The organism is Pseudomonas sp. P4_C4, assembly GCF_056402055.1.
In genome coordinates, this window is record NZ_JBFUID010000005.1 from 52,165 (window position 1) to 78,730 (window position 26,566).

Sequence of the window (26,566 nt, forward strand, 5' to 3'; positions counted from 1 at the left end):
CAATCAGCCCAGGTAGATGGCGAACCATGACTTCTAAAAACAACCCGGCCACTGCAGTAACCGATCTGACGTTGAGCCCCGCGGCCAACAGCCCGTCATCACCGAAGCCATTGATTCAATCGCGCCCGTTGGCAACCCAGCAATACCTGTACTTCACCGAAACCAACACCGACCGCATCCTCGATAACCTCGACGGCCTGCGCGACATGGTGTTCCCGCGCGCACCGCATCTGGAAGGCGACAGCGAACAGCACAACGATCAGGAATTCCCGTCGGTGTGCCTGATCGGCCTGGGCCGCTGCGGCTCGAACATTGCGCTGGACGTGGCGGAGCTGGTGTACAACGCCCGCAAGTTCTACCTCAACGAATTCAACAACGAAGATCGCCTGTCGCCGGACAAGCGTTTTGCCGAAAAGGGCTACAGCCCGGCCCAGTGGATCCGCAACAACCTGCGCCTGGGCCAGAACAAAAACACCAAGCCGGTGTTTCTGGTCGAGCCACTGGTGATGCTCGGAGACCTGGACAAGGACATCGCCGGACGCATCCGTTTCTCGCGCAAGGGCGAAAAAAGCGGTTTCCTGCGCGACTACAGCAAGATGAAAATCATGGACTTGTCGGAAGTCCACGCCGGTGGCGCCGGTAACGCGCCGATCCTCGGCCAGTACCTGGCCAAGATCATCCTGAACAAGGACACCCAGCGTTTCTCCAGCCCTGACTGGAAAATGATTCACTCGTACCTGATCGACAGCTGCGGCATCAAGGCCAACCAGTCGCGCCTGTATTTCTCGATCTTCAGTGCCGGCGGCGGTACCGGCTCGGGCATGGCCTCGGAATTCGGCCTGGCCCAGCAGCACTCGTACATGAACAAGACGTTCGACACCAAACCGATGGACGAGCACGACAGCAAGAGCGGCCACGCCTTCGTCTTCGAACCGATCTTCACCAGTGGCATCTGTGTACTGCCGAACATTTCCGATCACCGCAGTGAAATGTCCGAGGCCCTGCACATCAATGCCGGCCGCCTGCTGTGCAAGTACCTGTCGGAAGAGTGGGACTTCTCCTACAACTTCGCCAACGAAGACAGCAGCGAAGCCAGCGTCATGGGCCGCATCCGCCCATGGAACGCGATGATGCTGATCTCCAACGACATCATGCGTTACGCCGAAGAGAACGATGACGGCAATATCCAGAACATTGATGTCAATGCCATGGAAAAGCATGCCAACCAATACATCTCACAGCAGATCTTCAACATTCTGACGGCCCAGGCGGTGACCACCGACTACGACCAGAACTATTTCCGTCGCGCCGGCATCGACATCGGCGAAACCATCCGCCTGGACGCCAACGATCTGTTCATGAGCCTGGCCGGCCCGGTGGCGATTGCCTACGCAGAGTCCGTAGTGCCGGAAACCCCGCCGCCGAGCAGCGACAAATTCAAGGTGTTCGAGAAAGAGCCGCAGCGTCTGAACATCGATGACCTGTTCTTCCGTTCGATCGACCTGCCGCACTTCAACAAGGTCACCCAGGCCATCGAAGGCATCAGCCTGTTACCGATCGAGTCCAAACGCTATCGCGCGTCGCTGGAGCAGTACAAGAACTCGGGTTACGACGCGGCGGCCCTGCACGACCTGCACTTCTTCAAGAATTGCTCGTCGGTGGTGTCGATCGTTTCCTTGCCGAAGGACTACAAGCTGTCCTATATGGATTTGAACCGGTTGAAGACTCACCTCAACAGCCTGTTCCCCAACACCACGCTCAAGCGCTACGCGCTGGTGATCGGTGCCTCGGCCAACCTGTCGCTGACCACCCTGATCGCCAAGAGCCCGTGCCTGTCGGACGACTTCCTGACACTGATCGTGGCCTTCATCAAGCGCTGCTTTGCGAAGTCTGCCTACCGTTTCGACGAAACCCTGGACAACTCGATCCTGGACTTCATCGTCCAGGAGGAATTCGACGAAGGCCGCATCGACGACTTGCTCAACGAATTCGAGAACCCGGCGAAGATCCTCGATACCAACTGGTACGCGATCAAACCGATGTATGAGAAGAAGTACCGTGAGCTGATCAACGACAAGGAAAAATTCGTCTCGATCAACGACATCCGCCTGTCGCGCGACTGTGTGAAGAAAGCGATCAAGTACCTGCGCGAGATCTACCGTCACCGCATTGGCAAGACCAAGGTCATTTCGTTGAACAACCATACGGGCAAGACGGCTTAATAAGACGCAAAACCGCGTCGCCGCCATCGTCGGAACGCCGCCCGGACCAAGCTCGCTCCCACAGGGATCGCACTCTTTCAGAGAGAACGCGGTCAACTGTGGGAGCGAGCTTGCTCGCGATGGCGGCCTTAATTTCACTGCACATCAACATCCGGAAACAATTGAGCAGCCGTTCAGTTGCCCTCTCAACTGTTCCCGTTACGTTTACGTCACCGTGAAGCTGTGGCCTTTCTCCACGGCAACATGCCATCACGCTACCCGGCTACACACTTTTCCCCCTGAAATGAACGCACTAAACAGGTGCAATCTTTCAAGCCTGCGCCCTTTCCTGGACCAGAATCCACGGCGAAACAACCACGGCCCACAACTGTGGATCACGTTCAAAAAGATCCAGCGCCCGCGTTTCAGAGAGCTTGGCGAGTTTGTCAGCAGCCAGCCAGGCGGCCACTTTCTCCCCTTCATCCTGGGCCACGGCCTCGGCGGCGGCGATCAAATCCAGGCCGGAATCGACCCACAATAGGGCACCCTTGGCGAAGAACGGCTCCAGCTCTTTCCAGGTAATAGATGCGGTTTCACCAAGCAGCTTGGCATAGAGGGTGCTAGGTTCTTGATTCATGGGACTGTCCGGAAAAGAAATCGACGCGAATGATAACGTCGCTGGTCTGGCAGAAAAACCCGGATGCAATTGAGTGACCGAAATGAAAAGCGCAGTAAAGCCAGGGAATGCACTGAATCCGGCTATAAGCCCTTCAACACCCCCGCCGCAATTCTGTCTTTTTCTTTCAATAAAGCGACACCCGCAGGTTTTGCCCCCCGGCGCCGCCTTCCCAGGCTGACAATCGGCGCTCTACACTGTACCGGTACAGTTGCCGGGGGGCATTTCCGGGGGGATGTCGTGGATATCTGACCCGGTTCTGCTGCCATCGGCGCCAGGACTATAAAAACTACAACAGTAAGAGTGGAGCACTATGACTAAGGCTACTAAGCAGATTTCCAAACTGTTTGCCGCTATGGTTCTGGCCGGGGTTGCCAGCCATTCGTTCGCAGCTGACACCATCAAGATCGGCATCGCAGGCCCTAAAACCGGCCCGGTCACTCAATACGGCGACATGCAGTTCATCGGTGCCAAGATGGCCATCGAGCAGATCAACGCCAAGGGCGGCGTCGACGGAAAGATGCTCGAAGCCAAGGAATACGACGACGCGTGCGACCCTAAACAAGCCGTGGCCGTCGCCAACAAAGTGGTCAACGATGGTGTGAAATTCGTTGTCGGTCACCTCTGCTCCAGCTCCACTCAACCGGCTTCGGACATCTACGAAGACGAAGGCGTGATCATGATCACACCGGCTGCCACCAGCCCGGACATCACCGCACGTGGTTACAAAATGGTGTTCCGCACCATCGGCCTGGATAGCGCCCAGGGCCCTGCTGCCGGTAACTACATCGCCAACCACGTAAAACCGAAAATCGTTGCTGTGCTGCACGACAAACAGCAATACGGTGAAGGCATCGCCACTTCCGTGAAGAAAACCCTCGAAGGCAAAGGCGTCAAGGTTGCCGTGTTCGAAGGCCTCAACGCCGGTGACAAGGACTTCTCCTCGATCATCCAGAAGCTCAAGCAAGCCAACGTCGACTTCGTCTACTACGGCGGCTACCACCCGGAACTGGGCCTGATCCTGCGTCAATCCAAGGAAAAGGGCCTGAACGCCAAGTTCATGGGGCCTGAAGGTGTGGGCAACGACTCCATCTCGCAAATCGCCCAGGACGCTTCCGAAGGCCTGTTGGTGACCCTGCCGAAGTCTTTCGACCAGGACCCGTCCAACAAGGCGCTGGTTGAGGCGTTCGCCGCCAAGAAACAGGACCCGACCGGCCCGTTCGTGTTCCCGGCCTACTCGGCTGTCGAAGTGATCGCCGAAGGCATCAAGGCAGCGAAGAGCGAAGACACCGCCAAGGTGGCTGAAGCCATTCACAAAGGCACCTTCAAGACTCCGACCGGCGACCTGTCGTTCGACGAAAAGGGCGACCTGAAGGACTTCAAGTTCGTGGTTTATCAGTGGCATTTCGGTAAACCAAAGACTGAAGTTTCGCCTCAGTAAACTGGCTCCATAAGTAATAGAGCCCACTGCGCAAGCCGTGGGCTTTGTTTTACGAGGTTAATAGGTCAGAGTCCCGCGATCCGGGAGCTGACTTACCTGAAAATCTTAAAACCGTCACCAGCGGTTCGCTGGCAAACGCTCGTGCGAAGGTGGCTACAGACCACACAGCCCGGGCCGGAACATGACTCCACCAGTGAAATGCGTATCAGGTTTTTAGGAGCGTTGTAATGCCTGAGATCTATCACTTCTTCCAACAGCTGGTTAATGGTCTGACCATTGGCAGCACATATGCCCTGATTGCCATTGGCTACACAATGGTTTACGGCATTATTGGAATGATCAACTTCGCCCATGGCGAGGTCTACATGATCGGCTCCTACGTGGCCTTCATCGTCCTTGCCGGACTGGCCATGCTGGGTATCCATTCTCTGCCACTGTTGATGACCGCCGCATTCCTGGCGACCATCGTTGTAACCAGTGCCTACGGCTACAGCATCGAACGGATCGCCTACCGCCCCCTGCGGGGCAGTAACCGCCTGATCCCGCTGATCTCGGCCATCGGCATGTCGATCTTCCTGCAAAACTCCGTACTGCTCTCGCAGGACTCCAAGGACAAATCGATCCCCAACCTGATTCCGGGCAGCTTCAGTTTCGGTCCGGGCGGAGCACAGGAAGTGCTGATTTCCTACATGCAGATCCTGGTGTTCGTGGTGACCCTGGTGGTGATGCTCTGCCTCACCCAGTTCATCTCGCGTTCACGCTTGGGACGTGCCTGCCGGGCCTGTGCCGAAGACATCAAGATGGCCAACCTGCTGGGCATCAACACCAACAACATCATCGCCCTGACCTTCGTTATCGGTGCCGCCCTGGCGGCCGTGGCGGCTGTATTGCTCAGCATGCAGTATGGCGTGATCAACCCGAACGCCGGATTCCTGGTGGGCCTCAAGGCCTTTACCGCGGCGGTACTGGGTGGCATCGGCAGCATTCCGGGCGCCATGCTCGGTGGTCTGGTGCTGGGGGTGGCCGAAGCATTCGGCGCCGATATATTCGGTGACCAGTACAAGGACGTAGTGGCTTTCGGCCTTCTGGTTCTGGTGTTGTTATTCCGGCCAACCGGCCTGTTGGGGCGTCCGGAGATTGAGAAAGTATGACTAGGAATCTTAAACAAGCGCTGTTCAGCGCCCTGCTGGTCTGGGCCGTGGCCTATCCAGTACTCGGCCTGAAACTGTCCATCGCCGGCATCAACCTCGAAGTACTGGGTGCCAGTACCTCCACGCTGTTCATCATCACCGCCAGCTCGGTGCTGATGTTCCTGCGGGTGCTGTTCGACAAGCAGTGGAGCACCATGATGAAGTCAGCGCCGAAAGGCTCGCTGGTTTCGCCGAAGGTCAGCCACTTCATGACCCTGCCCAGCACCCAACGCTGGATCATCATGGGGTTGATCGTGGTCGCTCTGGTGTGGCCGTTCTTCGGCTCGCGCGGTGCGGTGGATATCGCCACGCTGATTCTGATCTATGTACTGCTCGGTCTGGGCCTGAACATCGTGGTCGGTCTGGCGGGGTTGCTCGACCTGGGCTACGTCGGTTTCTACGCGGTGGGCGCCTACAGCTATGCGCTGCTGTCGCACTACTACGGCCTGAGCTTCTGGATCTGCCTGCCCATCGCCGGACTGATGTCTGCGACGTTCGGCTTCCTGCTGGGCTTCCCGGTGCTGCGTCTGCGCGGTGACTATCTGGCGATCGTGACCCTGGGCTTCGGTGAGATCATCCGTCTGTTCCTGCGTAACCTGACAGACCTCACGGGCGGACCGAACGGCATCAGCAACATCCCCAAACCGTCGCTGTTCGGTCTGAGCTTCGATAGAACGGCCGCCGAAGGCATGCAGACCTTCCACGAGTACTTCGGCCTGACTTACAACCCGGTCAGCAAGGTGGTATTCCTCTACCTGGTGGCGCTGTTGCTGGCGCTGTTCGCGCTGTTCGTGATCAACCGTCTGCTGCGTATGCCGATCGGCCGTGCCTGGGAAGCCTTGCGTGAAGACGAAATCGCCTGCCGTGCCTTGGGCCTGAACCCGACCGTGATCAAGCTGTCGGCCTTCACCCTGGGCGCCTGCTTCGCCGGATTTGCCGGTAGCTTCTTCGCTGCACGTCAGGGTCTGGTGACGCCGGAGTCATTTACCTTCATCGAATCGGCCACCATCCTCGCCATCGTGGTGCTGGGCGGCATGGGCTCGCAATTGGGCGTGGTCCTCGCGGCCGTCGTAATGATTCTGTTGCCCGAGCTGATGCGTGACTTCAGCGAATACCGCATGTTGATGTTCGGTGCCTTGATGGTGCTGATGATGATCTGGCGTCCTCAAGGTCTGCTGCCCATGCAACGTCCTCACATGGAGCTGCGTAAATGAGCCGCGAGATCCTTAAAGTAGAAAATCTGAGCATGCGCTTCGGCGGTTTGCTGGCGGTCAACGGCGTAGCCCTGAGCGTGAAGGAAAAGCAGGTCGTGGCACTGATCGGCCCCAACGGCGCCGGCAAGACCACCGTGTTCAACTGCCTGACCGGCTTCTACAAGCCGAGCGGCGGCAGCATCCTGCTGGACGGCGAGGCCATCGAGGGCCTGCCCGGCCACAAGATCGCCCTCAAGGGCGTGGTGCGTACTTTCCAGAACGTGCGGCTGTTCAAGGACATGACCGCGGTCGAGAACCTCTTGATCGCCCAGCACCGTCACTTGAACACCAACTTCCTGTCCGGCCTGTTCAAGACTCCGTCATTTCGCAGAAGCGAACGCGAGGCCATGGAGTACGCCGAGTACTGGCTGGAAAAGGTTCACCTCAAGGAGTTCGCCAACCGTCCGGCCGGCACCCTGGCCTACGGTCAGCAACGTCGCCTGGAAATCGCCCGCTGCATGATGACCCGTCCGCGGATCCTCATGCTCGACGAACCGGCCGCCGGCCTGAACCCAAAGGAAACCGAAGACCTCAAGGCGCTGATCAGTGTGCTGCGTGAGGAGCACAACGTCACCGTGCTGCTGATCGAACACGACATGAAACTGGTCATGAGCATTTCCGACCACATCGTCGTGATCAACCAGGGCACCCCCCTGGCCAACGGCACGCCGGAACAGATCCGCGACAATCCTGAAGTGATCAAAGCCTACCTGGGGGAAGCGTAAATGCTGCAGTTCGAAAACGTTTCCACCTTCTACGGCAAGATCCAGGCCCTGCACAGCGTCAACGTCGAAGTCCGTCAGGGCGAGATCGTGACCCTGATCGGCGCCAACGGTGCCGGCAAGTCGACCCTGCTGATGACGCTCTGCGGTTCGCCGCAGGCCCACAGCGGCAGCATCCGCTACATGGGTGAGGAACTGGTCGGTCAGGACTCCTCGCAGATCATGCGCAAGAGCATCGCCGTGGTACCGGAAGGTCGTCGGGTGTTTTCCCGCCTGACCGTGGAAGAAAACCTCTCCATGGGTGGTTTCTTCACCGACAAGGGCGATTATCAGGAACAGATGGACAAGGTCCTCGGACTTTTCCCACGCCTGAAAGAACGCTTCGCCCAGCGTGGCGGCACCATGTCCGGTGGCGAACAGCAAATGCTCGCCATCGGCCGTGCGCTGATGAGCAAGCCCAAGCTGTTGCTGCTCGACGAGCCTTCCCTGGGCCTGGCACCGATCATCATCCAGCAGATCTTCGACATCATCGAACAGCTGCGCAAGGACGGTGTGACGGTGTTCCTGGTCGAGCAGAACGCCAACCAGGCGCTGAAAATCGCTGACCGCGCCTACGTGCTGGAGAACGGCCGGGTGGTGATGCAAGGCACCGGCGAAGCACTGCTGACCGACCCGAAAGTGCGCGAAGCGTACCTCGGCGGTTGAGCCATTGCGGTAAACAGAAAACGGCCTTCGGGCCGTTTTTTTATGCCCGCCATGAGACCCCTTGTAGGAGCGAGCTCGCGATGGACGTTAACGATGACGGTGGCTGGCTGGATGAACGTGGTGTCTATACGTTCTTCGCGAGCAAGCTCGCTCCTACTGGGGGTCATTACAACCGATCCAGCACCTCCCCACTGCGCTTGAACCACCCGATCAAATAATCCGCCAGTACCTGCGTGCGCTTGGGCAAACCGCCCTGATACGGATGCACCAGATACATCGGCATGCTGCGGGTCTGATAATCGCGCAGCAGCCATCGCAAACGCCCGTCCGCCAGCTCCGTTGGCAAACAGTAGGACGGCAGGCGCGCAATACCGGCACCGACCAGTGCGGCTTTCTTCAACAGGTTGTAGTGGTTGCTGGCGAACGGCCCCGACACCCGCACCCGCAACAATTCATGCTGCTGGTGATACAGCCATTCTTCGCGGCCGCTGTAATGGCTGTTGAGCAGGCAGCGATGTTCGGCCAGCGCCTGGGGCGTTTGCGGCTCACCGTATTGTTCCAGATAAGCCGGACTGGCACAGGTCAGTTCTTGCCACGCCAGCAACGGACGCGCCACCAGTCGCTGGTCAATCGCCACGTCAGAACGAATCGCCAGATCGAAGCCGTCGCGGGACAGTTCGCGGTAGCTGTTGTTGAGCTCCAGCTCAATCTGCACCTGAGGGTATTTGGCGGAGAACTCCAGCAACAACCCATCGAAGAAGGTTTCCCCGAGCGACACCGGCACCGTCATCCGCACCGGACCGGCCATGTCGTCCTTCAGACGCGCCAGGGCCTGACGCGCCCGCTCGACTTGCACCACCAGCGCCTGTGCCTGGGGCAACAACGCAGCACCGGCGGCGGTCAGGCTCAAGCGGCGGGTGGTACGTTGCAACAGCACCACGGAAAACTGCGCTTCTAGCTGGCTGATGCGCTTGGACAGCTGGCCTTTGCTGCAACCGAGCTGCTGCGCCGCCAGGGTGAAACTTCCCGCTTCGATCAATACGGCGAACGCGGCCAGGTCATCCATCTCGCTCATGGATTGTTTCCATTTGAAAACCAAAGGTTGCCTATTAGTGCGCTTATCTACGGAAAAAACCACCCTAAACTGATACCGCGTTCAACCCATACGAGGATCAGCCCCCATGAAAATTCTTTTGATCGGCGCAAACGGCACCATCGGTTCGGCAGTCGACAAGGAACTGTCGCAACGCCATGAAATCATCCGGATTGGCCGTAACAGCGGCGATTTTCAGGTGGACATCAGCGACAGCACCTCGATTCGCAAACTGTTCGAGCAGACCGGCAAATTCGATGCACTGGTGTGTGCCGCCGGCAACGTGACCTTCGCACCGCTCAATGAGATGACCGAGGAGAGCTTTACCCTGGGCCTGAAAGATAAACTCATGGGCCAGGTCAACCTGCTGTTGATCGGCCGCGAGTTCGCCAATGACGGCGCATCGTTCACCTTCACCACTGGCGTGCTCAGTCACGATCCGATTTACAGCGGCGCGTCGGCAGCCTTGGTCAACGGAGCGTTGGACAGCTTCGTCCGCGCCGCCGCCATCGAACTGCCGCGCGGTCTGCGGGTGAATTCGATCAGTCCGAACGTGCTGGTGGAAGCCATGGGCAAATACGCGCCGTACTTCCRTGGCTTCAAGCCGGTTCCTGCAGCGGATGTTGCATTGGCCTACGCCAAGAGCGTGGAAGGGTTGCAGACCGGTCAGACCTTTCACATCTGAAGACCGAAGCACACAGGTTGTGACAGTGCCTGTACATAGTGGAGGCAATAACGGGTTGTGATGAACGGTCAGCCTGAGTAACGTGGCGACACTTGTCAGGAGACCCCAAGATGCGTGTTGCCCGTTCCCTAGTCCTCGTTGCCCTGCTTCCGCTGTTCGCCGCTTGCCAGTTGTTCGAGGGTGAACGGCAGAGCGACTCCCACGTCGGCCAGACACGCATGCAAGGCCAGCTGACCGCGGCGGACGGCAAGCTGCTGTTCCAGCCGTGCAACCAGGCAAACCGCTATGTGGTCAACGACACGGGTGGTACCAGCGTCCTGCAGCAGGCGGCAAACCTGGCGGACAAGCAGGGCAAACTGTTTGCCGACGTGCGTGGGCGGGTTGTGGCCGGCAGCGGTGGTGACGGCCAGGTCGATCTGGAGCAGTTGTACCGTGTCGAGCGCTCAGGCACCGCGTGCGACGATCCGAACTTCAAACTGCTGATCCTGCGCGCCGCCGGCCATACGCCGGAATGGAACGTCAAGGTCAGCGGCAAAGGCATGGTCATTGACCGCGCCGGCCAGCCTCCCCTCGCCGTGCCCTACGTGGAAGAGCAACTGGGCGATGGCCGTTTCAACCTCAGCACCGAAGCCAATAACCAACACATCGAACTGTGGGTTGCGCCGCAACGTTGCGTCGACAGCAGCACCGGCAGCATCCAGCACATGAGTGCCGAGCTGCGCGTTGACGGCCAGGTCCAGCGTGGATGCGGGTATTTCGGCGGCTCGCGCGACGACTGATTCGACGAGAGGCGGTTTTTGCCTCACTGGGCATTGCCTTTGGGGCTTATAATCGCGGGCTTCAAACGCCCTGGCGCAGTTGTGCGCCCCGCGAACCGGATCCTGCCATGTTACGAATCACCGAACTCAAGTTGCCGATCGACCATCCCGAAGAAGACCTGCGCCCTGCCATCGTGCAGCGCTTAGGGCTTGCCAGCGATGACCTGCTCGATTTCACCTTGTTCAAGCGCAGCTACGATGCGCGAAAAAAGTCCTCCGAGCTGTGCTTCATCTACACCATCGACCTTGAAGTTCGCGATGAGGCTTTGGTCCTGCACAAGTTTGCCGATGACCGTAACGTCAACGTGGCGCCTGATGTCAGCTACAAAGCGGTAGGCCAGGCACCGGCCGACCTGAGCGCGCGGCCGATCGTCGTCGGCTTCGGCCCGTGCGGGATTTTCGCCGGGCTGCTGCTGGCGCAAATGGGCTTCAAGCCGATCATCCTCGAACGCGGCACCGAAGTACGCCAGCGCACCAAGGACACTTGGGGCCTGTGGCGCAAAAGCGTGCTCAACCCGGAATCCAACGTGCAGTTCGGTGAAGGCGGCGCAGGGACATTCTCCGACGGCAAGCTCTACAGCCAGATCAAGGACCCGAAATTCCTCGGTCGTAAAGTCCTGCACGAATTCGTCAAGGCCGGTGCCCCGGAAGAAATCCTCTACGTCAGCAAGCCGCACATCGGTACGTTCCGTCTGACCGGCGTGGTGGAAAACATGCGGGAGCAGATTCGCGCCCTGGGCGGTGAAGTGCGCTTCCAGCAGCGTGTCACCGACGTGCTGATCGAAGACGGACAACTGGTCGGCGTCGAACTCAATGGCGGCGAACAGATTCATTCGAAACACGTGATCCTGGCCCTTGGCCACAGCGCCCGCGACACTTTCCGCATGCTCCACGGCCGTGGTGTGTTCATGGAAGCCAAGCCGTTCTCGGTGGGTTTCCGCATCGAACACCCGCAGTCTCTGATCGACCGTGCGCGCCTGGGCAAGTACGCCGGCCACCCGAAACTGGGCGCCGCCGACTACAAACTGGTGCACCACGCCAAGAACGGCCGCTCGGTCTACAGCTTCTGCATGTGCCCGGGCGGCACTGTGGTGGCAGCGACTTCCGAGCCGAACCGCGTGGTCACCAACGGCATGAGCCAGTACTCGCGTAACGAGCGCAATGCCAACTCCGGTATCGTCGTTGGCATCACCCCGGAAGTCGATTACCCGGGCGGCCCGCTGGCCGGTATCGAGCTGCAGGAGCGCCTGGAATCCCACGCCTTTGTGCTGGGCGGCAGCAACTACGAAGCCCCGGCGCAACTGGTCGGCGATTTTATCGCGGGAAAACCATCCACCGAACTGGGCAGCGTCGAGCCGTCCTACAAGCCGGGCGTAGCCCTGGGTGACCTGGCGTTGGCACTGCCGGCGTTCGCCATCGAAGCGATTCGCGAAGCCCTGCCGGCGTTCGAGAAGCAGATTCGTGGTTATTCGCTGCACGACGCGGTGCTGACCGGGATCGAGACCCGCACATCCTCACCGCTGCGTATTACCCGCAACGAATCGATGCAGAGCCTGAACGTGAAAGGCTTGTTCCCGGCCGGTGAGGGTGCCGGTTATGCGGGCGGGATTCTGTCGGCGGGTGTTGACGGGATTCGCATTGCCGAGGCTGTGGCTCGGGATATTCTCGGCCTGGAAGCCTGATACCCGATCCCGGAAACAATGCAAAACCCTGTGGGAGCGAGCTTGCTCGCGATAGCGGCCAATCAGTCAGCACAAGAGTTGAATGTTAATCCGCCATCGCGAGCAAGCTCGCTCCCACATTGGTACTCAGTGTCTGAAAGATCTCAGATATTGGCGCGCAGTACCGACGCCGGCAGCGGCTCACCCCGCTCCACTGTCGCCGCCACCGCAGCAATCAACCCGCTCAACTCATACCCCTGAGCCTTGAGCCAATCCTGATCGTAATAGGTTGTGGCGTAGCGCTCGCCGCTGTCACACAGAATCGCCACCATCGACCCCGTCTCCCCCTGCGCCTTCATGTGCTGAGCGGCCATCAGCGCGCCGATCAGGTTGGTCCCGCTCGACCCGCCCACATGGCGTCCCAAACGCTCCGCCAGGTAGTGCATGGCCGCCAGTGACAAGGCATCCGGCACCTTGACCATCGCGTCGATCACCTTGGGCAGAAACGACGCCTCCACACGCGGCCGGCCGATACCTTCGATCCGCGAGCCGTGGTCCAGTCGCAGGCTGGCATCGCCGGTCTGGTAGTAATCGAAGAACACCGAACGCTCGGCATCGGCACACAGCACGCGGGTGCAATACTGGCGATAACGCACGTATCGGCCCAGGGTGGCCGTGGTGCCCCCGGTACCGGGACTGGAAATCAGCCAGCTCGGCTCGGGATGCTGCTCGAAACGCATCTGATGAAAGATCGACTCGGCAATGTTGTTGTTCGCCCGCCAGTCGGTGGCGCGCTCGGCGTAGGTGAACTGGTCAATGAAGTGCCCGTCGTGTTCGCGGGCCAGTCGTTCAGACTCGGCGTAGATCTGGGTCGGATCGTCCACCAGGTGGCTTTGGCCGCCATAGAAGGCGATTTGCGCGATCTTTTCTTTCGAGGTAGTCGCCGGCATCACCGCAATGAACGGCAAGCCCAGCATGCGCGCGAAATACGCTTCGGAAATCGCCGTGGAACCGCTGGAAGCCTCAATGACCGGCGCTCCTGGCTTGAGCCAGCCATTACACAGCGCGTACAGGAACAGCGAACGGGCCAGTCGGTGCTTGAGACTGCCCGTGGGGTGGCTGGATTCATCCTTGAAGTACAACTCGATGCCTGGAAAACCCGGCAGCGGCAAGGGGATCAAGTGGGTGTCGGCGCTGCGCTGGAAATCGGCTTCGATGATCCGGATCGCTTCGCGGGACCACTGTCGGTTGTCGCTCATGATGGTTTTCTCGTTGAATCGGGCAGGAGTCGGCCTTTTATCGAGGCTCATCCAACAAGCTTAGGAAAAAACCTACATCCAGCACAGGTACAGCTGAGGTCCAATACGCCCGGCAACTGCTAGGCTCTGCTCGGTACTGGCGGTTCACTCTGTAACGGCATATAACAAAAAAGAATATAACTTTTGTTTTAACAACTAACAGTACTTGTTAGGGTGTAACACCTTTTGAATTCACGGATGGAGAGCGACCTTGCCTCTGCGTAGCACTTTCACGCGTTTCTTTCAGTTGGAAGCTGCCAGCGGTCTGTTACTGATCGCCGCTGCCGTTCTGGCTCTAATCATCAACAACTCGCCGCTGTCGTGGCTGTACAACGGCCTGCTGGACACCCCCGTGGTGGCACAGATCGGCGCGCTTAAAATCGCCAAGCCGTTGCTGCTGTGGATCAACGACGGCCTGATGGCGCTGTTTTTCCTGCTGATTGGCCTGGAAGTGAAGCGCGAAGTCCTCGACGGCCAGTTGTCCAAACCGTCGCAAATCGTCCTGCCTGGCGCGGCGGCGATTGGTGGCATGGTAGTGCCGGCGCTGATCTACTGGTACCTCAATCGCGACACGCCACCGGCCCTCAACGGCTGGGCAATCCCGACCGCTACCGACATCGCCTTCGCCCTTGGCGTGTTGGCGCTGCTGGGCAAACGCGTTCCGGTCTCGCTGAAACTGTTCCTGATGACCCTGGCGATCATCGACGACCTCGGCGCGATCATCATCATTGCGATCTTCTATTCCGGTGCGCTGTCGACCCTGTCCCTGGCGCTGGCCGCGGCCTGTATTGCCGCGCTGATCGGGATGAACCGGCTCGGCGTGGTCAAGCTCGGGCCCTACATGATCATTGGCTTGATTCTCTGGGTCTGCGTGCTCAAGAGCGGTGTCCACGCCACCCTGGCCGGTGTAACCCTGGCTTTCTGCATTCCGCTGAGCACAAAAAATGCCGAGCCCTCGCCATTGCTGACCCTGGAACACGCCCTGCACCCGTGGGTCGCCTACGGCATTCTGCCGCTGTTCGCGTTTGCCAATGCCGGCCTGTCCCTGAGCGGTGTCACCGTCGAAAGCTTCACTCACCACGTCCCCATGGGCATCGCCATCGGGCTGTTGCTGGGCAAGACCGTCGGTGTCTTCGGCCTGACCTGGCTGGCCGTGAAAACCGGTATCGCCGCTCTGCCCCAAGGCGCCAATTGGGGCCAGATATTGGGCGTGGCGATTCTCTGCGGCATCGGCTTCACCATGAGCCTGTTTGTCGGCTCGCTGGCCTTTGAGCCGGGCGTGAGTGATTTCGCCGGGATGGATCGCATGGGGATCCTGACCGGTTCGATTCTGGCCGCGCTGATCGGTTATGGGGTGACGGCGATGGCGAGCCGCAAGAACTCCAGCCTGGCATACTGATAAACCGCGATAACGCCTGGCGCCAATCAAGACTCACCTCAGCCAAAAACAAAAAACCCGATCAGTCACCTGATCGGGTTTTTTGTTTATCCGGTGTTTGCGCTTAGTGCGAAACGCGGCTGGTGCCATTCACACTGGCGATGCGCACACGCTCGCCAACACGGAACACCTCGTTCGGCTGAACTTCCTGAACGTAGGCGCGCATGCTGCCATCGTCTTCGCGCACGGTGATTTCCACGCCCTGGGTGCGGGTCAGGCCTTCTTCAGCGGCCGAACCGAGCAGACCGCCGGCCACAGCACCGATGACGGCAGCAACGACGCTGCCTTTGCCACCACCGATGGAGCTACCGCCAACGCCGCCGACCACTGCGCCTGCAGCGCCGCCGATCGGGGTTTTGGTGCCTTCGATTTTCACCGGACGCAATGCTTCGATGGTGCCCATGCGAACGGTCTGCACACGACGCGCCTCGTCACGGGAGTAGGAGTCACCGGTCAGGTTCGATTGGCAACCAGTGAGCAACATCGCCATCGTGGAAAAGGAAGCAACCAGCAGAACAGACTTACGCATAGCATCAACTCCAAAGAAACAGATATTCATTAAACTCCGCAGCTTGACGCCTGTCACGGCACCGCCCGGGTAAAATTGGTTTGATTCAGGCTCCGTTAAGGCGCCTCCACGAACTCACACAGTAGCGGCAAAATCGGAAAACTGCCCCACTGGCCAAGGATTTTCATGGACTACTTTATCATTTTCGTTACTACCGTCGCTGGTCTGTACTTCCACGGGTGGTTGTACGTACGGATCAAACGCTGGATGGACCGCGACCTGGCGCTAGCGCTGGCGGGCAAGGACGAGCAGAAAAAAGCCTTCATGCTCGAACAGTTGGCGAGCGCTCAGGTGCAGAAGATCAAGCGTCGAGACCTGCCGAAGTGGCTAGAGGCCGCTGCGGCAGGCTATCCCGGTAGGTAAACTGCTCAGGGGGCCAGACGTTCAAGAATCCAGCCGGAGCCCTGCTGGCGGTAATTGAGGCGGTCATGCAGGCGGCTTGGGCGGCCCTGCCAGAATTCAATGCGCTCCGGCAGCAGGCGATAACCGCCCCAGTGTTCAGGGCAATGCGGCTGGGTGTCGCTGAAACGGTGCTCGGTGTCCTTGAGCAGCGTTTCGAGCTCGCCACGATCGGCGATCACACGGCTCTGCGGCGATGCCCAGGCCCCCAGGCGACTGCCCAGCGGACGGACCTGATAATAGGCGTCGGACTCCTCAGGCGTGACCTTCACCACCCGCCCTTCGATGCGCACCTGGCGCTCCAGCGCCGGCCAGAAAAACGTCATGGCCGCGAACGGATTCGCGGCCAGGTGCTGGCCCTTGGCGCTGTCGTAGTTGGTAAAAAAGGTGAAGCCCTGTTCGTCCAGGCCCTTGAGCAACAGAATGCGACAGTGCGGTCGACCGTCCTGGTCGACGGTGGCCAGGGTCATGGCGTTGGCTTCCACCGGCGCCTGCTCGGTTTTCACCGCGTCGGCGAACCACTGGTGGAACAGCGCAAACGGCTCGGCCGGGGCTTGTGCCTCGGTCAGGCCATCACGGGTGTAGTCACGACGCATATCAGCCAGGCCCTGGGTCATGGCGCATTCCTTTTGGTTAACGAATCACTGCTTTGCAGTATCGGTGGCGGCGCCTTTCTTGTCAGCCGCGGAGGCTTTGGCTGGCGTGGTCTTTTTCGCCGGCGTTGCGGTTTTCGCAGGTGATTTCTTGGCCGGTGCTTTTTTCGCTGGCGCTTTTTTCGTGGTCGGGACGGTCGCTTTTTTCGCAGCCGGGGCCGGTGTCACAGGCTTGGCGACCGGCTTGACGTCAGCGGCAGTGACCTTGGTCACAGGGGCCGGCGCCGGCATGTTGTACTTGCTCAGCAGTGCGACCATGGTGTTTTGCGGGGTCACCAGCAGCTCCACGCGGCGGTTCAACGCACGCCCTTCCGCGCTGTCGTTGGCGGCGCGCGGCGCATCACCGCCCAGGCCACGCAGCATCAGGCGATCACGCTGCAAACCACTGAGACGGAAAATCGCCGCGACGGCCTGGGCACGTTCCTGGCTCAGCTTGACGTTGGCAGACGCCGCACCGGACGTATCGCTGTGGCCGAGAATCAGGACCGCGGTCTGTGGATCGGCTTCAAGGATTTTGGCAATGCGGGTAAACGGACCGAGTGTGACCGGCAGCAGCATGGCCGGACGATCAGGGTTGAACGAGCCTTCGACCGGCGTCGTCACCACCAGCACGTTTTCGCGGCGCTCGAGTTGCATGTTGCTGCCCTTGACCGCCTCGCGCAGACGCGGTTCGTAGTCGTCAAGCCAGGCCTGGGTGACTTTTGGATCTGGCATCGGCACAGCTTTGGCGGCGCTCTGCTTGCTGCCGCCGAACGGCCACCACCACTTGCTGCCGCTATCGGTTTCGGCCTTGGCCACCGCAACGGGCTTGACTGCAGGTTTCACCTCCGGCTTGGCCACGGGCTTGCCGGTGCTGTCGTCGGAGCCGAACGGCCAGTACCAGTGGCTGCCGCTTTCAGTCTTGGCGACAGGCGCCGTCGCATCTTTCTGTGGAGTCTGTGCGCAACCGGTAATAGCAAAGCACAGGGCCAAGGCGAGGGTTTTATTGGATGACATTGGATATCCACAAAAATGAAGTCAAAAAAATCAGGCCAGATTGGCCGGTAGAAGCAGACGGTTTGAAACTGGAATGGCTATCGGGTTCCAGCCCTGACACCCGATAGTCGTTTTTACAGACAAGTGGCCAGAACCCGCACCAGCTTTTGGGCGCGCGGGTCCATCAAGACGTACGGCCCCAGGGTATTTGTCACAAATCCGAAAGCCACATCGTGCTCCGGGTCGGCAAAACCGATGGAACCGCCGGCACCCGGATGACCAAACGCACGCGGGCCAAGGCCGAAGGTGGCATTGGCAACGTCCGGTTGATCGAGCATGCAGCCCAGGCCAAAACGGGTCTGGGTCAGTAAAGTCTTGTCCTCGCCGAGGCTGTGCTCGCGGGTCAGTTCATCGAGCATCTCGCTTTCCAGCAAGCGGCCATCGAGCAGGCCTGCATAGAAGCCGGCCAGGCTGCGGGCATTGCCATGGCCATTGGCGGCCGGCTGCTGCATGCGTCGCCACTCGGGTTTGTTGGTGCTGGTCATGATCGACGGCGGGTTGGTGAACGCCCGGGTCGTCATGGCCGTTGGCTCACGCATGGTCACTTGCAGCAGGCGCTGGGCGGCCGCATCGCCGACATTGCCCTTGCCCCGCGCAATGTGGGCCACGCGATGGAACTCTTCGTCGGCCAGGCCGACATGGAAGTCCAGGCCCAACGGCTTGGCGACCCGCGCGACGATGGATTCCCCCGGTCCACGACCGTCGGCACGGCGCAGCAATTCACCGACCAGCCAGCCATAGGTGATCGCCGCGTAACCGTGGCCTTCGCCCGGCGTCCACCATGGCGTTTCGGCGGCCAGGGCGTCGACCATGGTTTGCCAGTCGTAAAGGGCTTCGGGGGCCAGTAACTCGCGCAATGCCGGAAGGCCGGCCTGATGGCAGAGCAATTGTCGCAGGGTGACGGACTCTTTGCCGGCGGCGGCGAACTCAGGCCAGTAGCGCGCGACCGGGGCATCCAGTTGCAGCTTGCCTTCGGCCACCAGTTGCAGCGCGGTGACAGCGGTAAAAGTCTTGGTGCAGGAGAACAGGTTGGCGATGGTGTCGCTGTGCCAGGCCTCGGCCCCGTCCTTGTCGGCAGTGCCGGCCCACAGATCGAGGACGGTTTCGCCACCAATCTGAACGCACAACGCTGCGCCACGCTCCTGGGGATCGTCGAACAGCGCAGCGAACGCCTCTCGCACCGCTTCGAACTTAAGCTCGTAATGACCCTGAATCTGCACCCGCAACTCCCCGGAAAACGTTCTGTAAATTGGGCCGCATTGTTCCAGCCCTTGAGGGTTTTTGGAACAGGGGCGGGCTAGGCGGTCAATTCAAGATCAAGATGAAAATCAAAAGATCGCAGCCTGCGGCAGCTCCTACAAGGTGTTTACACTTCCCCTGTAGGAGCTGCCGAAGGCTGCGATCTTGGCTGCCTCAGAATTTAATGACCTTTGCCGGAATGCCCACCAGCGCCCTTCCCCGGCCCCTTGCCGGCCTCGGCCTTGCGGCCGCCCTCGGCGTCGTGGCTGGCTTTGTCGGCGGCGGCCGTAGCCTTCTCGGCCTCTTTGCCCAATTGCTCGACCGTCGCCAGGTTGCTCTTGCGCACGCTATCGACAAAACCCTGGAACGGCAGATCAGTAATGCCCACCAACCCGAAGTGACCGTTTTCACCGTCAAGCAGACGCCCGGTGACCGGTTGATCGAGGTACTGAAACCAATGCACGCCAACAATCGACGGCTCGCTCAAGGCCTGCTTGAGGAAGTTGGCATAAGCCGCACCGCGGTCCTCCTCCTTCGCCAACGGCGTGACGCCGCCCCAGAACGGGCCACGATCAGCCGAGCCGAAATTGAACTCGGTGATCAGCACCGGTTTGTCGAGACTGAGCAGTTTGGCGAAGTCGTAACCGTCCTGGGGTTGCAAGGTGTACATGTTGAAACTCAACACGTCGCAGTACTGGGCGCAGGACTCCACCGCTTCCGGCGTGCTGATCGCGAAACGGCCGCCGAGCAGCAATTGGTTCGGCGCGTGCCACTTGAGCGAGTCGGAGATGGTCTTGAAGTAAGTGTCGGCAAAGACCTTCTGGAAGTATTTGAAGTCGGCTTCGATTTCCGGGTGCTCGGCGCTTGGCAGTGGCGGCACGAACCCCGGATCTTCCATCAGCTCCCAGGCCGGCAGATCAATGCCCCAGGCTTTCGACAAACCAGCCTGGTTACGGTACTTGTCGCGCAGTTGCTTGAGGAACGCGCGCTTGGCCGGCACGTCGGTGGTCATTTTCAAAGTGCCGTAGGCCAAGGCATATTGGGCTTTCGGGTCATCGCCGGGACCGGCCCAGGCCAGTTCGTTGTCAGCGTAGTAACCAATCAGCCACGGATCGTCATGATGATCGCGGGCGGCGATGGCCACGGCACGTTCGGTGGCCATGGCGAAACGCGGGTCGAACGGGTCGGGCATGCCGCCCCACCAGTCGGTACCGGTGCTGATGCTGGCGTAGTCGCCGACGATCGATAGCGGCAAGGTGTACGGCACGCGATCAGCGTTGCCCAGTACCGGCGCACTCCAGTTACCGATGGTGTTGAAGCCCCAGGCCTGCAAACGATCAAGGGTGTGACTGGCCCAACGTTGCTCGTCGAATAGCGCCTTGCACGGTTCGACAGGTTTTTGCTCAGCGGCTTTCGCTTCTGTCGCTTCGGTCTTGGCCGCTTCGGCGACACCGGCCTTGGTATCGCTACCCTTCACGCACGGATCGCCATACAGACGCTGCAGATTGGCGCCGTAGAAGTCGTACCAGCGCCCGGCATTGTAGCCGCGGCCCTGATCGGCACCGTTGCCGCCACGGTTGTCGCCTTCGCCGAAATGACTGGCCAGGGCCTCGTCCGCCTTGGGCAGGGATTCGAACATCCACTCGCGACCGGCAACGTAAGTCTGGTTGACGTCTGCAGCGACGGTGTTAACCCCTAGCGAATAAAACGGATGGCCTTCCGGCGTCACCAGATACCAGCGTCCGTCGCGTTTCTCGGTGCGGAAAAAGCCGCTGGCCTTGAAGGACGGGCCTTTGGTTAGACCACCGAACTTGTCCAGGGACGACTTTTCACGCTCGGCCAGCCAGGTTTTCAGTTGCTGCTGGTCCTTGCTTGCGGCGCTTTTCAATTGTTCGTCGCTGCTGATTTTTTCCGGCCATTTGTCTCGGGTCGACTGGCCGTAAGCATCCACCAACCCGCCATATACAGCTTGGGTGACTGACTCGCCGTCCTGCACACCAAAGCGTTCCAGCAAGATGCTTTGTGCGGCTTTCGGCTGGTCCATCGACAAACTCACCGACACCACCTGGCTGCGATCCAGTTCACCGGCGCTGCTGGCCAGCAACACTCGCTGCCCCTCGACAGTCATCGGCATCGGCGGGCCAGACTTCATGCCCTGGTTCAGCGGTGATGTCGCTTGCAAAGGCACCAACAGGGTTTGCGCAGGCCCTGCCGGCAGATCGACGCGGCTGACCAGTGTCTTGCCGTCGTTGCTCTGGATGGTCACGTACAGGGTCAGGGCCCAGCTCATCGCGCTCTGGATCCGCAGGCTCATGACGCCCGACTGCGACCAGTCCCAGGCGCCGGTTTGCGGGGTCAGGCGCAACGTCGGCCGGGCGACCGGGTTGAACGTCACCCGGCGCAGCACTTCGCCCTCGGGGGTTTGCTCGGCGTTGGATTGCGGCAGGCTGGCGTCCTGAGTCGCCACCTGGACCACGTCGGCGGGGCGCACAAAGTTGAACAAAGTCTGCGGGCTGGCGGGAGCGGCCAACAGCGGTGTTGCGAACAGCAGGGCAAAAACAGCAGGCAACGAACGGCAAATCATGAGAACGAAAATCTCCCTAACGACCTTCAATGGGCCAGTGGAAAAGCGATGGCAGAGAGATAGACAACGCGGTGGGCAAAACTACCCACCAGTGTTTCAGGAAATTTCTCGACGGAACGGCGGCAACGCGTTGAGGATGGCTTTGCCATAACGTTGGGTCACCAGGCGCCGGTCGAGCAAGGTGATCGTGCCGCGGTCTTCTTCGGTGCGCAGCAAGCGACCGCAGGCCTGGACCAGCTTCAGCGAGGCGTCCGGCACGGAGATTTCCATGAACGGATTGCCGCCCCGGGCTTCGATCCACTCGGCCAGTGCGGCCTCGACCGGATCATCGGGCACAGAGAAAGGAATCTTGGCGATCACCACGTGCTCGCAATAGGCACCGGGCAAGTCGACCCCTTCGGCGAAGCTCGCCAGGCCGAACAACACGCTGGAATCCCCGCCATCGACTCGCGCCTTGTGCTTGTTAAGGGTTTCCTGTTTCGACAGGTTGCCCTGGATGAACACTTGCTTGCGCCAGTCGCGATCCAGGCCATCGAACACGTCCTGCATCTGTTTACGCGAGGAAAACAGCACCAGCGTGCCCCGCGAGCCTTCGACCAATTCAGGCAGATCACGAATGATCGCGGCGGTATGCGCCGCTGCATCACGGGGGTCGGCGTTCAGGTTCGGTACCCGCAACACACCGGCGTCGGCGTGATGGAACGGACTTGGCACCACCGCCGTCACGGCCTTTTTCGGCAGGCCGGCGCGCATGCGGAAGCGGTCGAAGGTGCCGAGGGCGGTCAAGGTCGCCGAAGTCACCAGACAGCCATACGCCACGTTCCACAGGTTGCGACGAAGCATTTCCGCCGCGAGGATGGGACTTGCGTTGACCTCGATGTCGAACAGTGAACCGCTCTCGGCCAGGGTCAGCCAGCGGGCCATGGGCGGGTTGTCTTCCGGATCTTCGACGGTGAAGGCAGTCCACAACTCCCAGTTGCCGGAAGAACGCGACAGCAGGCTGCCGAACAGCGGATACCACTCTTCGGCCTGGTTGCTGGCGATGCCGATGTTGACCTCGCCATCCATGCCTTCCTTGAGCAGGTCGGTCAGGCGGGTGAACAAGTCCGTCAGCCGCGCGAAGCCTTTCTTCAGTTCAATGCCCATCTCGCGCATGTGCTCGGGAATCACACCGCCGACGAATCGGTGACGCGGGCGCTCGCGGCCTTCAACGTCTTCGCCGGGTTTGAAATCGGCAATCTGCTCGCACGCGGTGAACATGAACTGCTGCTGGGTCTTGATCTCCCGCGCCAGCTCCGGCACCTGCTCGATCAACTTGCCCAGGTCCCCCGGCAGCGGGTGTTGGGCCAGCAGTTTGGTGAGGTTCTTGGCGGTGGTTTCCAGCCAGTCGGCGGTGGAGCGCAGGCGCGTGTAATGGGCGAAGTGGCCGATGGCCTTGTCCGGCAGGTGATGGCCTTCGTCGAACACGTAGATGGTATCGCGCGGGTCCGGCAGCACGGCGCCGCCGCCCAGGGCCAGGTCGGCCAGGACCATGTCGTGGTTGGTGACGATCACGTCGACCTTGCCCATGCCTTCGCGGGCCTTGTAGAAGGCGCACTGGCCGAAGTTCGGGCAATGACGGTTGGTGCACTGGCTGTGGTCGGTGGTCAGGCGTGCCCAGTCGGCGTCTTCCAGGGCGGTGGACCAACTGTCGCGGTCGCCGTCCCACTTATTGCCGGCAAGCTTCTCGATCATGCTGGTGAACAGCTTCTGGCTGGCCTCATCGACCTCGATCTTGAATCCTTCTTCTTCGAACAACTGTGCCGTGGCGGTCTGCGCGTGGCCCTCCTGGAGCAACATGTCGAGCTTGGACAGGCACATGTAGCGCCCGCGTCCCTTGGCCAGGGCGAAGCTGAAGTTCAGCCCGCTGTTGCGCATCAGGTCGGGCAAGTCCTTGTAGACGATCTGCTCTTGCAGGGCCACGGTGGCCGTGGCGATCACCAGGCGTTTGCCGGCGGCCTTCGCCGTGGGAATCGCCGCCAGGCTGTAGGCCACGGTCTTGCCGGTACCGGTGCCGGCTTCCACCGCGACTATCGCGGGGTCGCCACTGCGCCGGCCTTCGTCGTCGGTGTCGATGTCACCCAGGACCTTGGCGACTTCGGCGATCATCAGGCGTTGGCCATAACGCGGCTTGAGGCTCTTGGCTTCGAGAAAACGCGAGTAGGCGCCCTGGATCGTGGTTTTGAGTTCGGTGCTGATCATGGATTGTCGGGCGCAAAAAACGCTGGATAAATTTTCAGTGGTTCGGTTCGGTCGCTATCATACCCCGCTAATGAATACCGCGCAGAACGGAGTAACCCAATGACACCTTTTAGCCTCATTTATAGCCTGCATGTACTGGCGGCCCTGGTCTGGGTCGGCGGCATGTTTTTCGCCTGGATGGTCCTGCGCCCCGCAGCGATGAAGGCGCTGGAAGGCCCTGCCCGGCTGAAACTGTGGGTAGAAGTGTTTCAGGGTTTCTTTCGTTGGGTCTGGGTGGCAGTGATTCTGCTGCCGGTCAGCGGCGTGGGCATGCTGAATTTGCACTTCAATGGTTTTGAAACCGCACCGCGCTATGTGCAGGTGATGATGGGTTTGTATGTGGTGATGACCGCGCTGTTTATCCGCATTCAGGCGCTGATGCTGCCGGAACTGCGCACCGCCGTGACCGGGCAGGACTGGCCCGCGGGTGCCGGTGTGCTGGGGCGGATTCGCCAGTTGGTGGGGATCAATCTGTTGGTGGGTTTGGCGGTGGTGGCGATTGCAGCGGCTCGGCCGACGCTTTAAAAGCTTCGCGGGCAAGTCGGATCGCCGCACCGCCGCTCCCACAGGGTTCCGTGATCCATGTAGGAGCGGTGGTGCGGCGATCCGACTTGCCCGCGAAGACAATCGACTAGACGACACACATTTCGGCGATTGCTTACAACCGCTGCACCGTCACCGAACCCGCCGCGCCTTCAGGCCCCGGCTGCCCGTCGGTGCCAGGTTTACCGCTCTTGCCGCCATCGGCCTTGTAAATCAGGCAGCCCTTGGCCTTGCCACCCGCGCCCGGTTTGCCGCCCGGGCCGGCCAGGCCACCGGCACCGCCGGCCACCTGAACCTTGATCCGGTCTGCCGGGAATTCATGCGGTACTGCCAGTTTAACCAGTGCCCCCGGCGCCCCTGGCTGGCCGTTACTGCCATCGCTGCCATCAGCACCGCGACCGGCCTGGCCCCAGGTGCAGCCCGGTGCCTGGCCATTGGCCCCGTCAAGACCAACGAACCCCGGCGCGCCCGCACCACCACGAGCATCAACGATCAATTGCGGTGCGTTCAGTGCCTTGATCTGCAAATCAAGATTGCGCCCGGATCGAGCCGCCTTCTGGTAAGTCCCGGGGGCGCCACGGGCGGTGATCTGGCTGCCTTCGGACAAATCAGCGCGACGGACCTTCAGCGCCAGCGCCTGTTCCCCCGGCACGATGGCAATGCGCGCTTCACGCCCCAGATGCAATTCACCCACGGTGACTTCGGTCACGTTCGAGGGAATCAGCAAGGTGCCGTAATCGGCCACTTCCAGGCGTTCCAGTTGCAGAGTACTGGCGGTGTTGGGCAAGCGCATCAGCGAGTTGGGTTCGACACTCACCACCTGTGCGCTGGCCAATGGACTGATGAGTGCGGCGAGCAGACAGAGTTTACGCATGGGAAGCCTTCGAAGCGGTGGGGGCTGGAATGGTTTGCAGGTGGAATACGCCGAAAATGACGATCTTCAGGCGGTCAAGCCAGGGATGAGCGCGACCTCGAAGGCTGCGATAGCACAGCAACGCTTCCAGAAGATGGATGAAGCCCAACAGGCCGCCGGCCAGGTTGACCAACGGGTGCAGCGGAAAGACAAACGGTGTGAGCAGATTGAGCAGCACTACCGACCAGAACAGCAAGGTCAGTAACCGCCCCAGCCCCCATAAGACTTTCATACGCGCCCCCGATGTAAATTATTGTTTGCACGCACAGTAACGGCTTCCACGCGGGATAAGCCAGAGGGCAACGGAAAAATCTTCATGTAGGCCGCCGAACGGCCGTCACAGCGCTCACACCTGTCGCCCGACTGCTCTATCTCATGGCTCAGCGATTTACATGCAGGTCCACGCGACGGTTTTTCGCACGGCCTGCTTCTGTTTCATTGTCGGCAATCGGTTGACTCTCGCCCTTGCCTTCGCTGGTGACTTTGTTCGGCGCCACACCCTGGCTCAACAGGTATTCCGCCACGCTGCTGGCACGCCGCTCCGACAAGGCCTGGTTATAGGCATCCGAACCGACGCTGTCGGTATGGCCGACCACCTTGATGCTGACCACATCGGCATCCTCGAACTTGCTCATCAGCGCGTCCAGCTGACTCTTGGCCGTCGGGGTAAGGCCGGATTGACTGGAGGCAAACAGCACGTCGCCGGCATCGCTCAGGGTGATGACTTCGGATTGCGCAGGCTCGGATTTGACGCTGGCCGGATACTGCGGCGCCGGGCAACCGCGATGGTCGACCGGGGTATTGGCGGGAGTATCAGCGCAACGGTCGCGTCGGTCGAAAACGCCGTCGCCGTCTTCGTCGCCATCCTGGGCATAACAGATCAAGCCGCCGGACAAGATACCCAGCGCCGCCCCACCCGCTGCCCAACCGCCACTCTCGATTGCGCCCAGACCACCACCGACCAGGCCGCCGATCAGGCTGCAGATTGGCCAGGTTCGTTGATTGAGGGGGGCAGAGCCATCGCTGTGGGTCGCGCAACCGTTCAACAGGCTGCCAAGTAGCACAACCGGCAAGACGGTCCTTGTGAGAACGATCATGTTGAAAGCTCCTGTGTCACCGGCCAATACCGGTTACACAGGAGTAAAGACCCGCATCCGCGACTGCACAAGGC

Annotated in this window: 24 protein-coding genes; 12 read left to right on the forward strand and 12 right to left on the reverse strand. The window is 60.3% G+C overall.

Features of this window, described 5'->3' with window-relative positions; all coding sequences use genetic code 11:
- Positions 1-26 precede the first annotated feature (26 nt).
- Positions 27-2,222 (forward strand): hypothetical protein, encoded by a 2,196-nt coding sequence (locus AC1DXW_RS04840; RefSeq protein ID WP_477755254.1) that lies wholly within the window; start codon positions 27-29, stop codon positions 2,220-2,222.
- Between the two features lie 310 nt (positions 2,223-2,532).
- Here AC1DXW_RS04840 and AC1DXW_RS04845 read toward each other — a convergent pair whose 3' ends face one another.
- Positions 2,533-2,838, reverse strand: coding sequence for a DUF2288 domain-containing protein (locus AC1DXW_RS04845; RefSeq protein WP_477755255.1), 306 nt, complete (start codon positions 2,836-2,838; stop codon positions 2,533-2,535).
- Between the two features lie 352 nt (positions 2,839-3,190).
- Between AC1DXW_RS04845 and AC1DXW_RS04850 the strand changes: the two genes are divergently transcribed.
- From AC1DXW_RS04850 to AC1DXW_RS04870, 5 genes are all read left to right on the forward strand, one after another.
- The gene (locus tag AC1DXW_RS04850) at positions 3,191-4,318 is read left to right on the forward strand and encodes a branched-chain amino acid ABC transporter substrate-binding protein (protein WP_477755256.1); all 1,128 of its coding nucleotides are present in this window, start codon (positions 3,191-3,193) and stop codon (positions 4,316-4,318) included.
- A 227-nt stretch (positions 4,319-4,545) separates the two neighbouring features.
- Positions 4,546-5,469 (forward strand): high-affinity branched-chain amino acid ABC transporter permease LivH, encoded by a 924-nt coding sequence (gene livH / locus AC1DXW_RS04855; protein WP_046043982.1) that lies wholly within the window; start codon positions 4,546-4,548, stop codon positions 5,467-5,469.
- A complete protein-coding gene (locus AC1DXW_RS04860) occupies positions 5,466-6,722 on the forward strand; it encodes a high-affinity branched-chain amino acid ABC transporter permease LivM (protein ID WP_310056572.1) in 1,257 nt (418 codons plus the stop codon). Before livH ends, AC1DXW_RS04860 begins: the two co-directional genes overlap by 4 nt.
- Positions 6,719-7,486, forward strand: coding sequence for a high-affinity branched-chain amino acid ABC transporter ATP-binding protein LivG (gene livG, locus AC1DXW_RS04865; RefSeq protein WP_116262161.1), 768 nt, complete (start codon positions 6,719-6,721; stop codon positions 7,484-7,486). Before AC1DXW_RS04860 ends, livG begins: the two co-directional genes overlap by 4 nt.
- Complete coding sequence (locus tag AC1DXW_RS04870; RefSeq protein WP_046043979.1) at positions 7,487-8,188, forward strand: ABC transporter ATP-binding protein; 702 nt, start codon at positions 7,487-7,489, stop codon at positions 8,186-8,188.
- Between the two features lie 166 nt (positions 8,189-8,354).
- On the opposite strand, the gene AC1DXW_RS04875 is transcribed toward AC1DXW_RS04870, so the two are convergent.
- Positions 8,355-9,263, reverse strand: a complete 909-nt coding sequence (locus AC1DXW_RS04875; protein WP_046041267.1) for a LysR family transcriptional regulator — start codon at positions 9,261-9,263, stop codon at positions 8,355-8,357.
- A 106-nt stretch (positions 9,264-9,369) separates the two neighbouring features.
- Between AC1DXW_RS04875 and AC1DXW_RS04880 the strand changes: the two genes are divergently transcribed.
- From AC1DXW_RS04880 to AC1DXW_RS04890, 3 genes are all read left to right on the forward strand, one after another.
- Positions 9,370-9,966 (forward strand): short chain dehydrogenase, encoded by a 597-nt coding sequence (locus AC1DXW_RS04880; RefSeq protein WP_477759805.1) that lies wholly within the window; start codon positions 9,370-9,372, stop codon positions 9,964-9,966.
- Positions 9,967-10,076: 110 nt separating this feature from the next.
- Positions 10,077-10,745: a COG3650 family protein gene (locus AC1DXW_RS04885; RefSeq protein WP_477752961.1), complete on the forward strand. Its 669-nt coding sequence runs from the start codon at positions 10,077-10,079 to the stop codon at positions 10,743-10,745.
- 107 nt (positions 10,746-10,852) lie between these two features.
- Complete coding sequence (locus tag AC1DXW_RS04890) at positions 10,853-12,466, forward strand: NAD(P)/FAD-dependent oxidoreductase (RefSeq protein ID WP_477752962.1); 1,614 nt, start codon at positions 10,853-10,855, stop codon at positions 12,464-12,466.
- A gap of 143 nt (positions 12,467-12,609) precedes the next feature.
- On the opposite strand, the gene AC1DXW_RS04895 is transcribed toward AC1DXW_RS04890, so the two are convergent.
- Positions 12,610-13,707: a PLP-dependent cysteine synthase family protein gene (locus tag AC1DXW_RS04895; RefSeq protein WP_477753007.1), complete on the reverse strand. Its 1,098-nt coding sequence runs from the start codon at positions 13,705-13,707 to the stop codon at positions 12,610-12,612.
- Between the two features lie 247 nt (positions 13,708-13,954).
- On the opposite strand from AC1DXW_RS04895, the gene nhaA reads away from it, so the two are divergent.
- Entirely contained in the window at positions 13,955-15,142 is a 1,188-nt protein-coding gene (nhaA, locus tag AC1DXW_RS04900) for a Na+/H+ antiporter NhaA (protein ID WP_477752963.1), read from the forward strand.
- A gap of 103 nt (positions 15,143-15,245) precedes the next feature.
- Here the strand turns inward: nhaA and AC1DXW_RS04905 are convergent, their stop codons facing one another.
- Positions 15,246-15,710, reverse strand: a complete 465-nt coding sequence (locus tag AC1DXW_RS04905; RefSeq protein WP_111281476.1) for an outer membrane lipoprotein — start codon at positions 15,708-15,710, stop codon at positions 15,246-15,248.
- Positions 15,711-15,875: 165 nt separating this feature from the next.
- On the opposite strand from AC1DXW_RS04905, the gene AC1DXW_RS04910 reads away from it, so the two are divergent.
- Positions 15,876-16,112, forward strand: coding sequence for a hypothetical protein (locus AC1DXW_RS04910; RefSeq protein ID WP_477752964.1), 237 nt, complete (start codon positions 15,876-15,878; stop codon positions 16,110-16,112).
- A 5-nt stretch (positions 16,113-16,117) separates the two neighbouring features.
- Here the strand turns inward: AC1DXW_RS04910 and pdxH are convergent, their stop codons facing one another.
- From pdxH to dinG, 5 genes are all read right to left on the reverse strand, one after another.
- A complete protein-coding gene (gene pdxH / locus AC1DXW_RS04915; RefSeq protein ID WP_477752965.1) occupies positions 16,118-16,765 on the reverse strand; it encodes a pyridoxamine 5'-phosphate oxidase in 648 nt (215 codons plus the stop codon).
- Between the two features lie 24 nt (positions 16,766-16,789).
- Positions 16,790-17,797, reverse strand: coding sequence for an OmpA family protein (locus AC1DXW_RS04920; RefSeq protein WP_477752966.1), 1,008 nt, complete (start codon positions 17,795-17,797; stop codon positions 16,790-16,792).
- Positions 17,798-17,910: 113 nt separating this feature from the next.
- Positions 17,911-19,056 carry a serine hydrolase domain-containing protein gene (locus AC1DXW_RS04925; RefSeq protein ID WP_477752967.1) on the reverse strand — a complete coding sequence of 382 codons (1,146 nt, stop codon included), beginning with the start codon at positions 19,054-19,056 and terminating at the stop codon, positions 17,911-17,913.
- A 200-nt stretch (positions 19,057-19,256) separates the two neighbouring features.
- Entirely contained in the window at positions 19,257-21,659 is a 2,403-nt protein-coding gene (locus AC1DXW_RS04930; protein WP_477752968.1) for a beta-galactosidase, read from the reverse strand.
- Positions 21,660-21,755: 96 nt separating this feature from the next.
- Complete coding sequence (gene dinG / locus AC1DXW_RS04935) at positions 21,756-23,900, reverse strand: ATP-dependent DNA helicase DinG (RefSeq protein WP_223458942.1); 2,145 nt, start codon at positions 23,898-23,900, stop codon at positions 21,756-21,758.
- 99 nt (positions 23,901-23,999) lie between these two features.
- On the opposite strand from dinG, the gene AC1DXW_RS04940 reads away from it, so the two are divergent.
- Complete coding sequence (locus tag AC1DXW_RS04940; RefSeq protein WP_477752969.1) at positions 24,000-24,464, forward strand: CopD family protein; 465 nt, start codon at positions 24,000-24,002, stop codon at positions 24,462-24,464.
- 133 nt (positions 24,465-24,597) lie between these two features.
- Here AC1DXW_RS04940 and AC1DXW_RS04945 read toward each other — a convergent pair whose 3' ends face one another.
- From AC1DXW_RS04945 to AC1DXW_RS04955, 3 genes are all read right to left on the reverse strand, one after another.
- Entirely contained in the window at positions 24,598-25,356 is a 759-nt protein-coding gene (locus tag AC1DXW_RS04945) for a collagen-like protein (protein WP_477752970.1), read from the reverse strand.
- A complete protein-coding gene (locus tag AC1DXW_RS04950; protein WP_477752971.1) occupies positions 25,349-25,627 on the reverse strand; it encodes a DUF1145 domain-containing protein in 279 nt (92 codons plus the stop codon). The genes AC1DXW_RS04945 and AC1DXW_RS04950 overlap by 8 nt, the downstream gene beginning before the upstream one ends.
- A 148-nt stretch (positions 25,628-25,775) precedes the next feature.
- Positions 25,776-26,492 (reverse strand): PA1041 family peptidoglycan-binding anchor lipoprotein, encoded by a 717-nt coding sequence (locus AC1DXW_RS04955; RefSeq protein ID WP_477752972.1) that lies wholly within the window; start codon positions 26,490-26,492, stop codon positions 25,776-25,778.
- Between the last annotated feature and the right edge of the window lie 74 nt (positions 26,493-26,566).

Bases quoted from the DNA above. Each gene is read 5' to 3' on its own strand.
- AC1DXW_RS04840 (WP_477755254.1), top strand. From the start codon at position 27: ATGACTTCTAAAAACAACCCGGCCACTGCAGTAACCGATCTGACGTTG.
- AC1DXW_RS04845 (WP_477755255.1), bottom strand. From the start codon at position 2,838: ATGAATCAAGAACCTAGCACCCTCTATGCCAAGCTGCTTGGTGAAACC.
- AC1DXW_RS04850 (WP_477755256.1), top strand. From the start codon at position 3,191: ATGACTAAGGCTACTAAGCAGATTTCCAAACTGTTTGCCGCTATGGTT.
- livH (WP_046043982.1), top strand. From the start codon at position 4,546: ATGCCTGAGATCTATCACTTCTTCCAACAGCTGGTTAATGGTCTGACC.
- AC1DXW_RS04860 (WP_310056572.1), top strand. From the start codon at position 5,466: ATGACTAGGAATCTTAAACAAGCGCTGTTCAGCGCCCTGCTGGTCTGG.
- livG (WP_116262161.1), top strand. From the start codon at position 6,719: ATGAGCCGCGAGATCCTTAAAGTAGAAAATCTGAGCATGCGCTTCGGC.
- AC1DXW_RS04870 (WP_046043979.1), top strand. From the start codon at position 7,487: ATGCTGCAGTTCGAAAACGTTTCCACCTTCTACGGCAAGATCCAGGCC.
- AC1DXW_RS04875 (WP_046041267.1), bottom strand. From the start codon at position 9,263: ATGAGCGAGATGGATGACCTGGCCGCGTTCGCCGTATTGATCGAAGCG.
- AC1DXW_RS04885 (WP_477752961.1), top strand. From the start codon at position 10,077: ATGCGTGTTGCCCGTTCCCTAGTCCTCGTTGCCCTGCTTCCGCTGTTC.
- AC1DXW_RS04890 (WP_477752962.1), top strand. From the start codon at position 10,853: ATGTTACGAATCACCGAACTCAAGTTGCCGATCGACCATCCCGAAGAA.
- AC1DXW_RS04905 (WP_111281476.1), bottom strand. From the start codon at position 15,710: ATGCGTAAGTCTGTTCTGCTGGTTGCTTCCTTTTCCACGATGGCGATG.
- AC1DXW_RS04910 (WP_477752964.1), top strand. From the start codon at position 15,876: ATGGACTACTTTATCATTTTCGTTACTACCGTCGCTGGTCTGTACTTC.
- pdxH (WP_477752965.1), bottom strand. From the start codon at position 16,765: ATGACCCAGGGCCTGGCTGATATGCGTCGTGACTACACCCGTGATGGC.
- AC1DXW_RS04920 (WP_477752966.1), bottom strand. From the start codon at position 17,797: ATGTCATCCAATAAAACCCTCGCCTTGGCCCTGTGCTTTGCTATTACC.
- AC1DXW_RS04930 (WP_477752968.1), bottom strand. From the start codon at position 21,659: ATGATTTGCCGTTCGTTGCCTGCTGTTTTTGCCCTGCTGTTCGCAACA.
- dinG (WP_223458942.1), bottom strand. From the start codon at position 23,900: ATGATCAGCACCGAACTCAAAACCACGATCCAGGGCGCCTACTCGCGT.
- AC1DXW_RS04940 (WP_477752969.1), top strand. From the start codon at position 24,000: ATGACACCTTTTAGCCTCATTTATAGCCTGCATGTACTGGCGGCCCTG.
- AC1DXW_RS04945 (WP_477752970.1), bottom strand. From the start codon at position 25,356: ATGCGTAAACTCTGTCTGCTCGCCGCACTCATCAGTCCATTGGCCAGC.
- AC1DXW_RS04950 (WP_477752971.1), bottom strand. From the start codon at position 25,627: ATGAAAGTCTTATGGGGGCTGGGGCGGTTACTGACCTTGCTGTTCTGG.
- AC1DXW_RS04955 (WP_477752972.1), bottom strand. From the start codon at position 26,492: ATGATCGTTCTCACAAGGACCGTCTTGCCGGTTGTGCTACTTGGCAGC.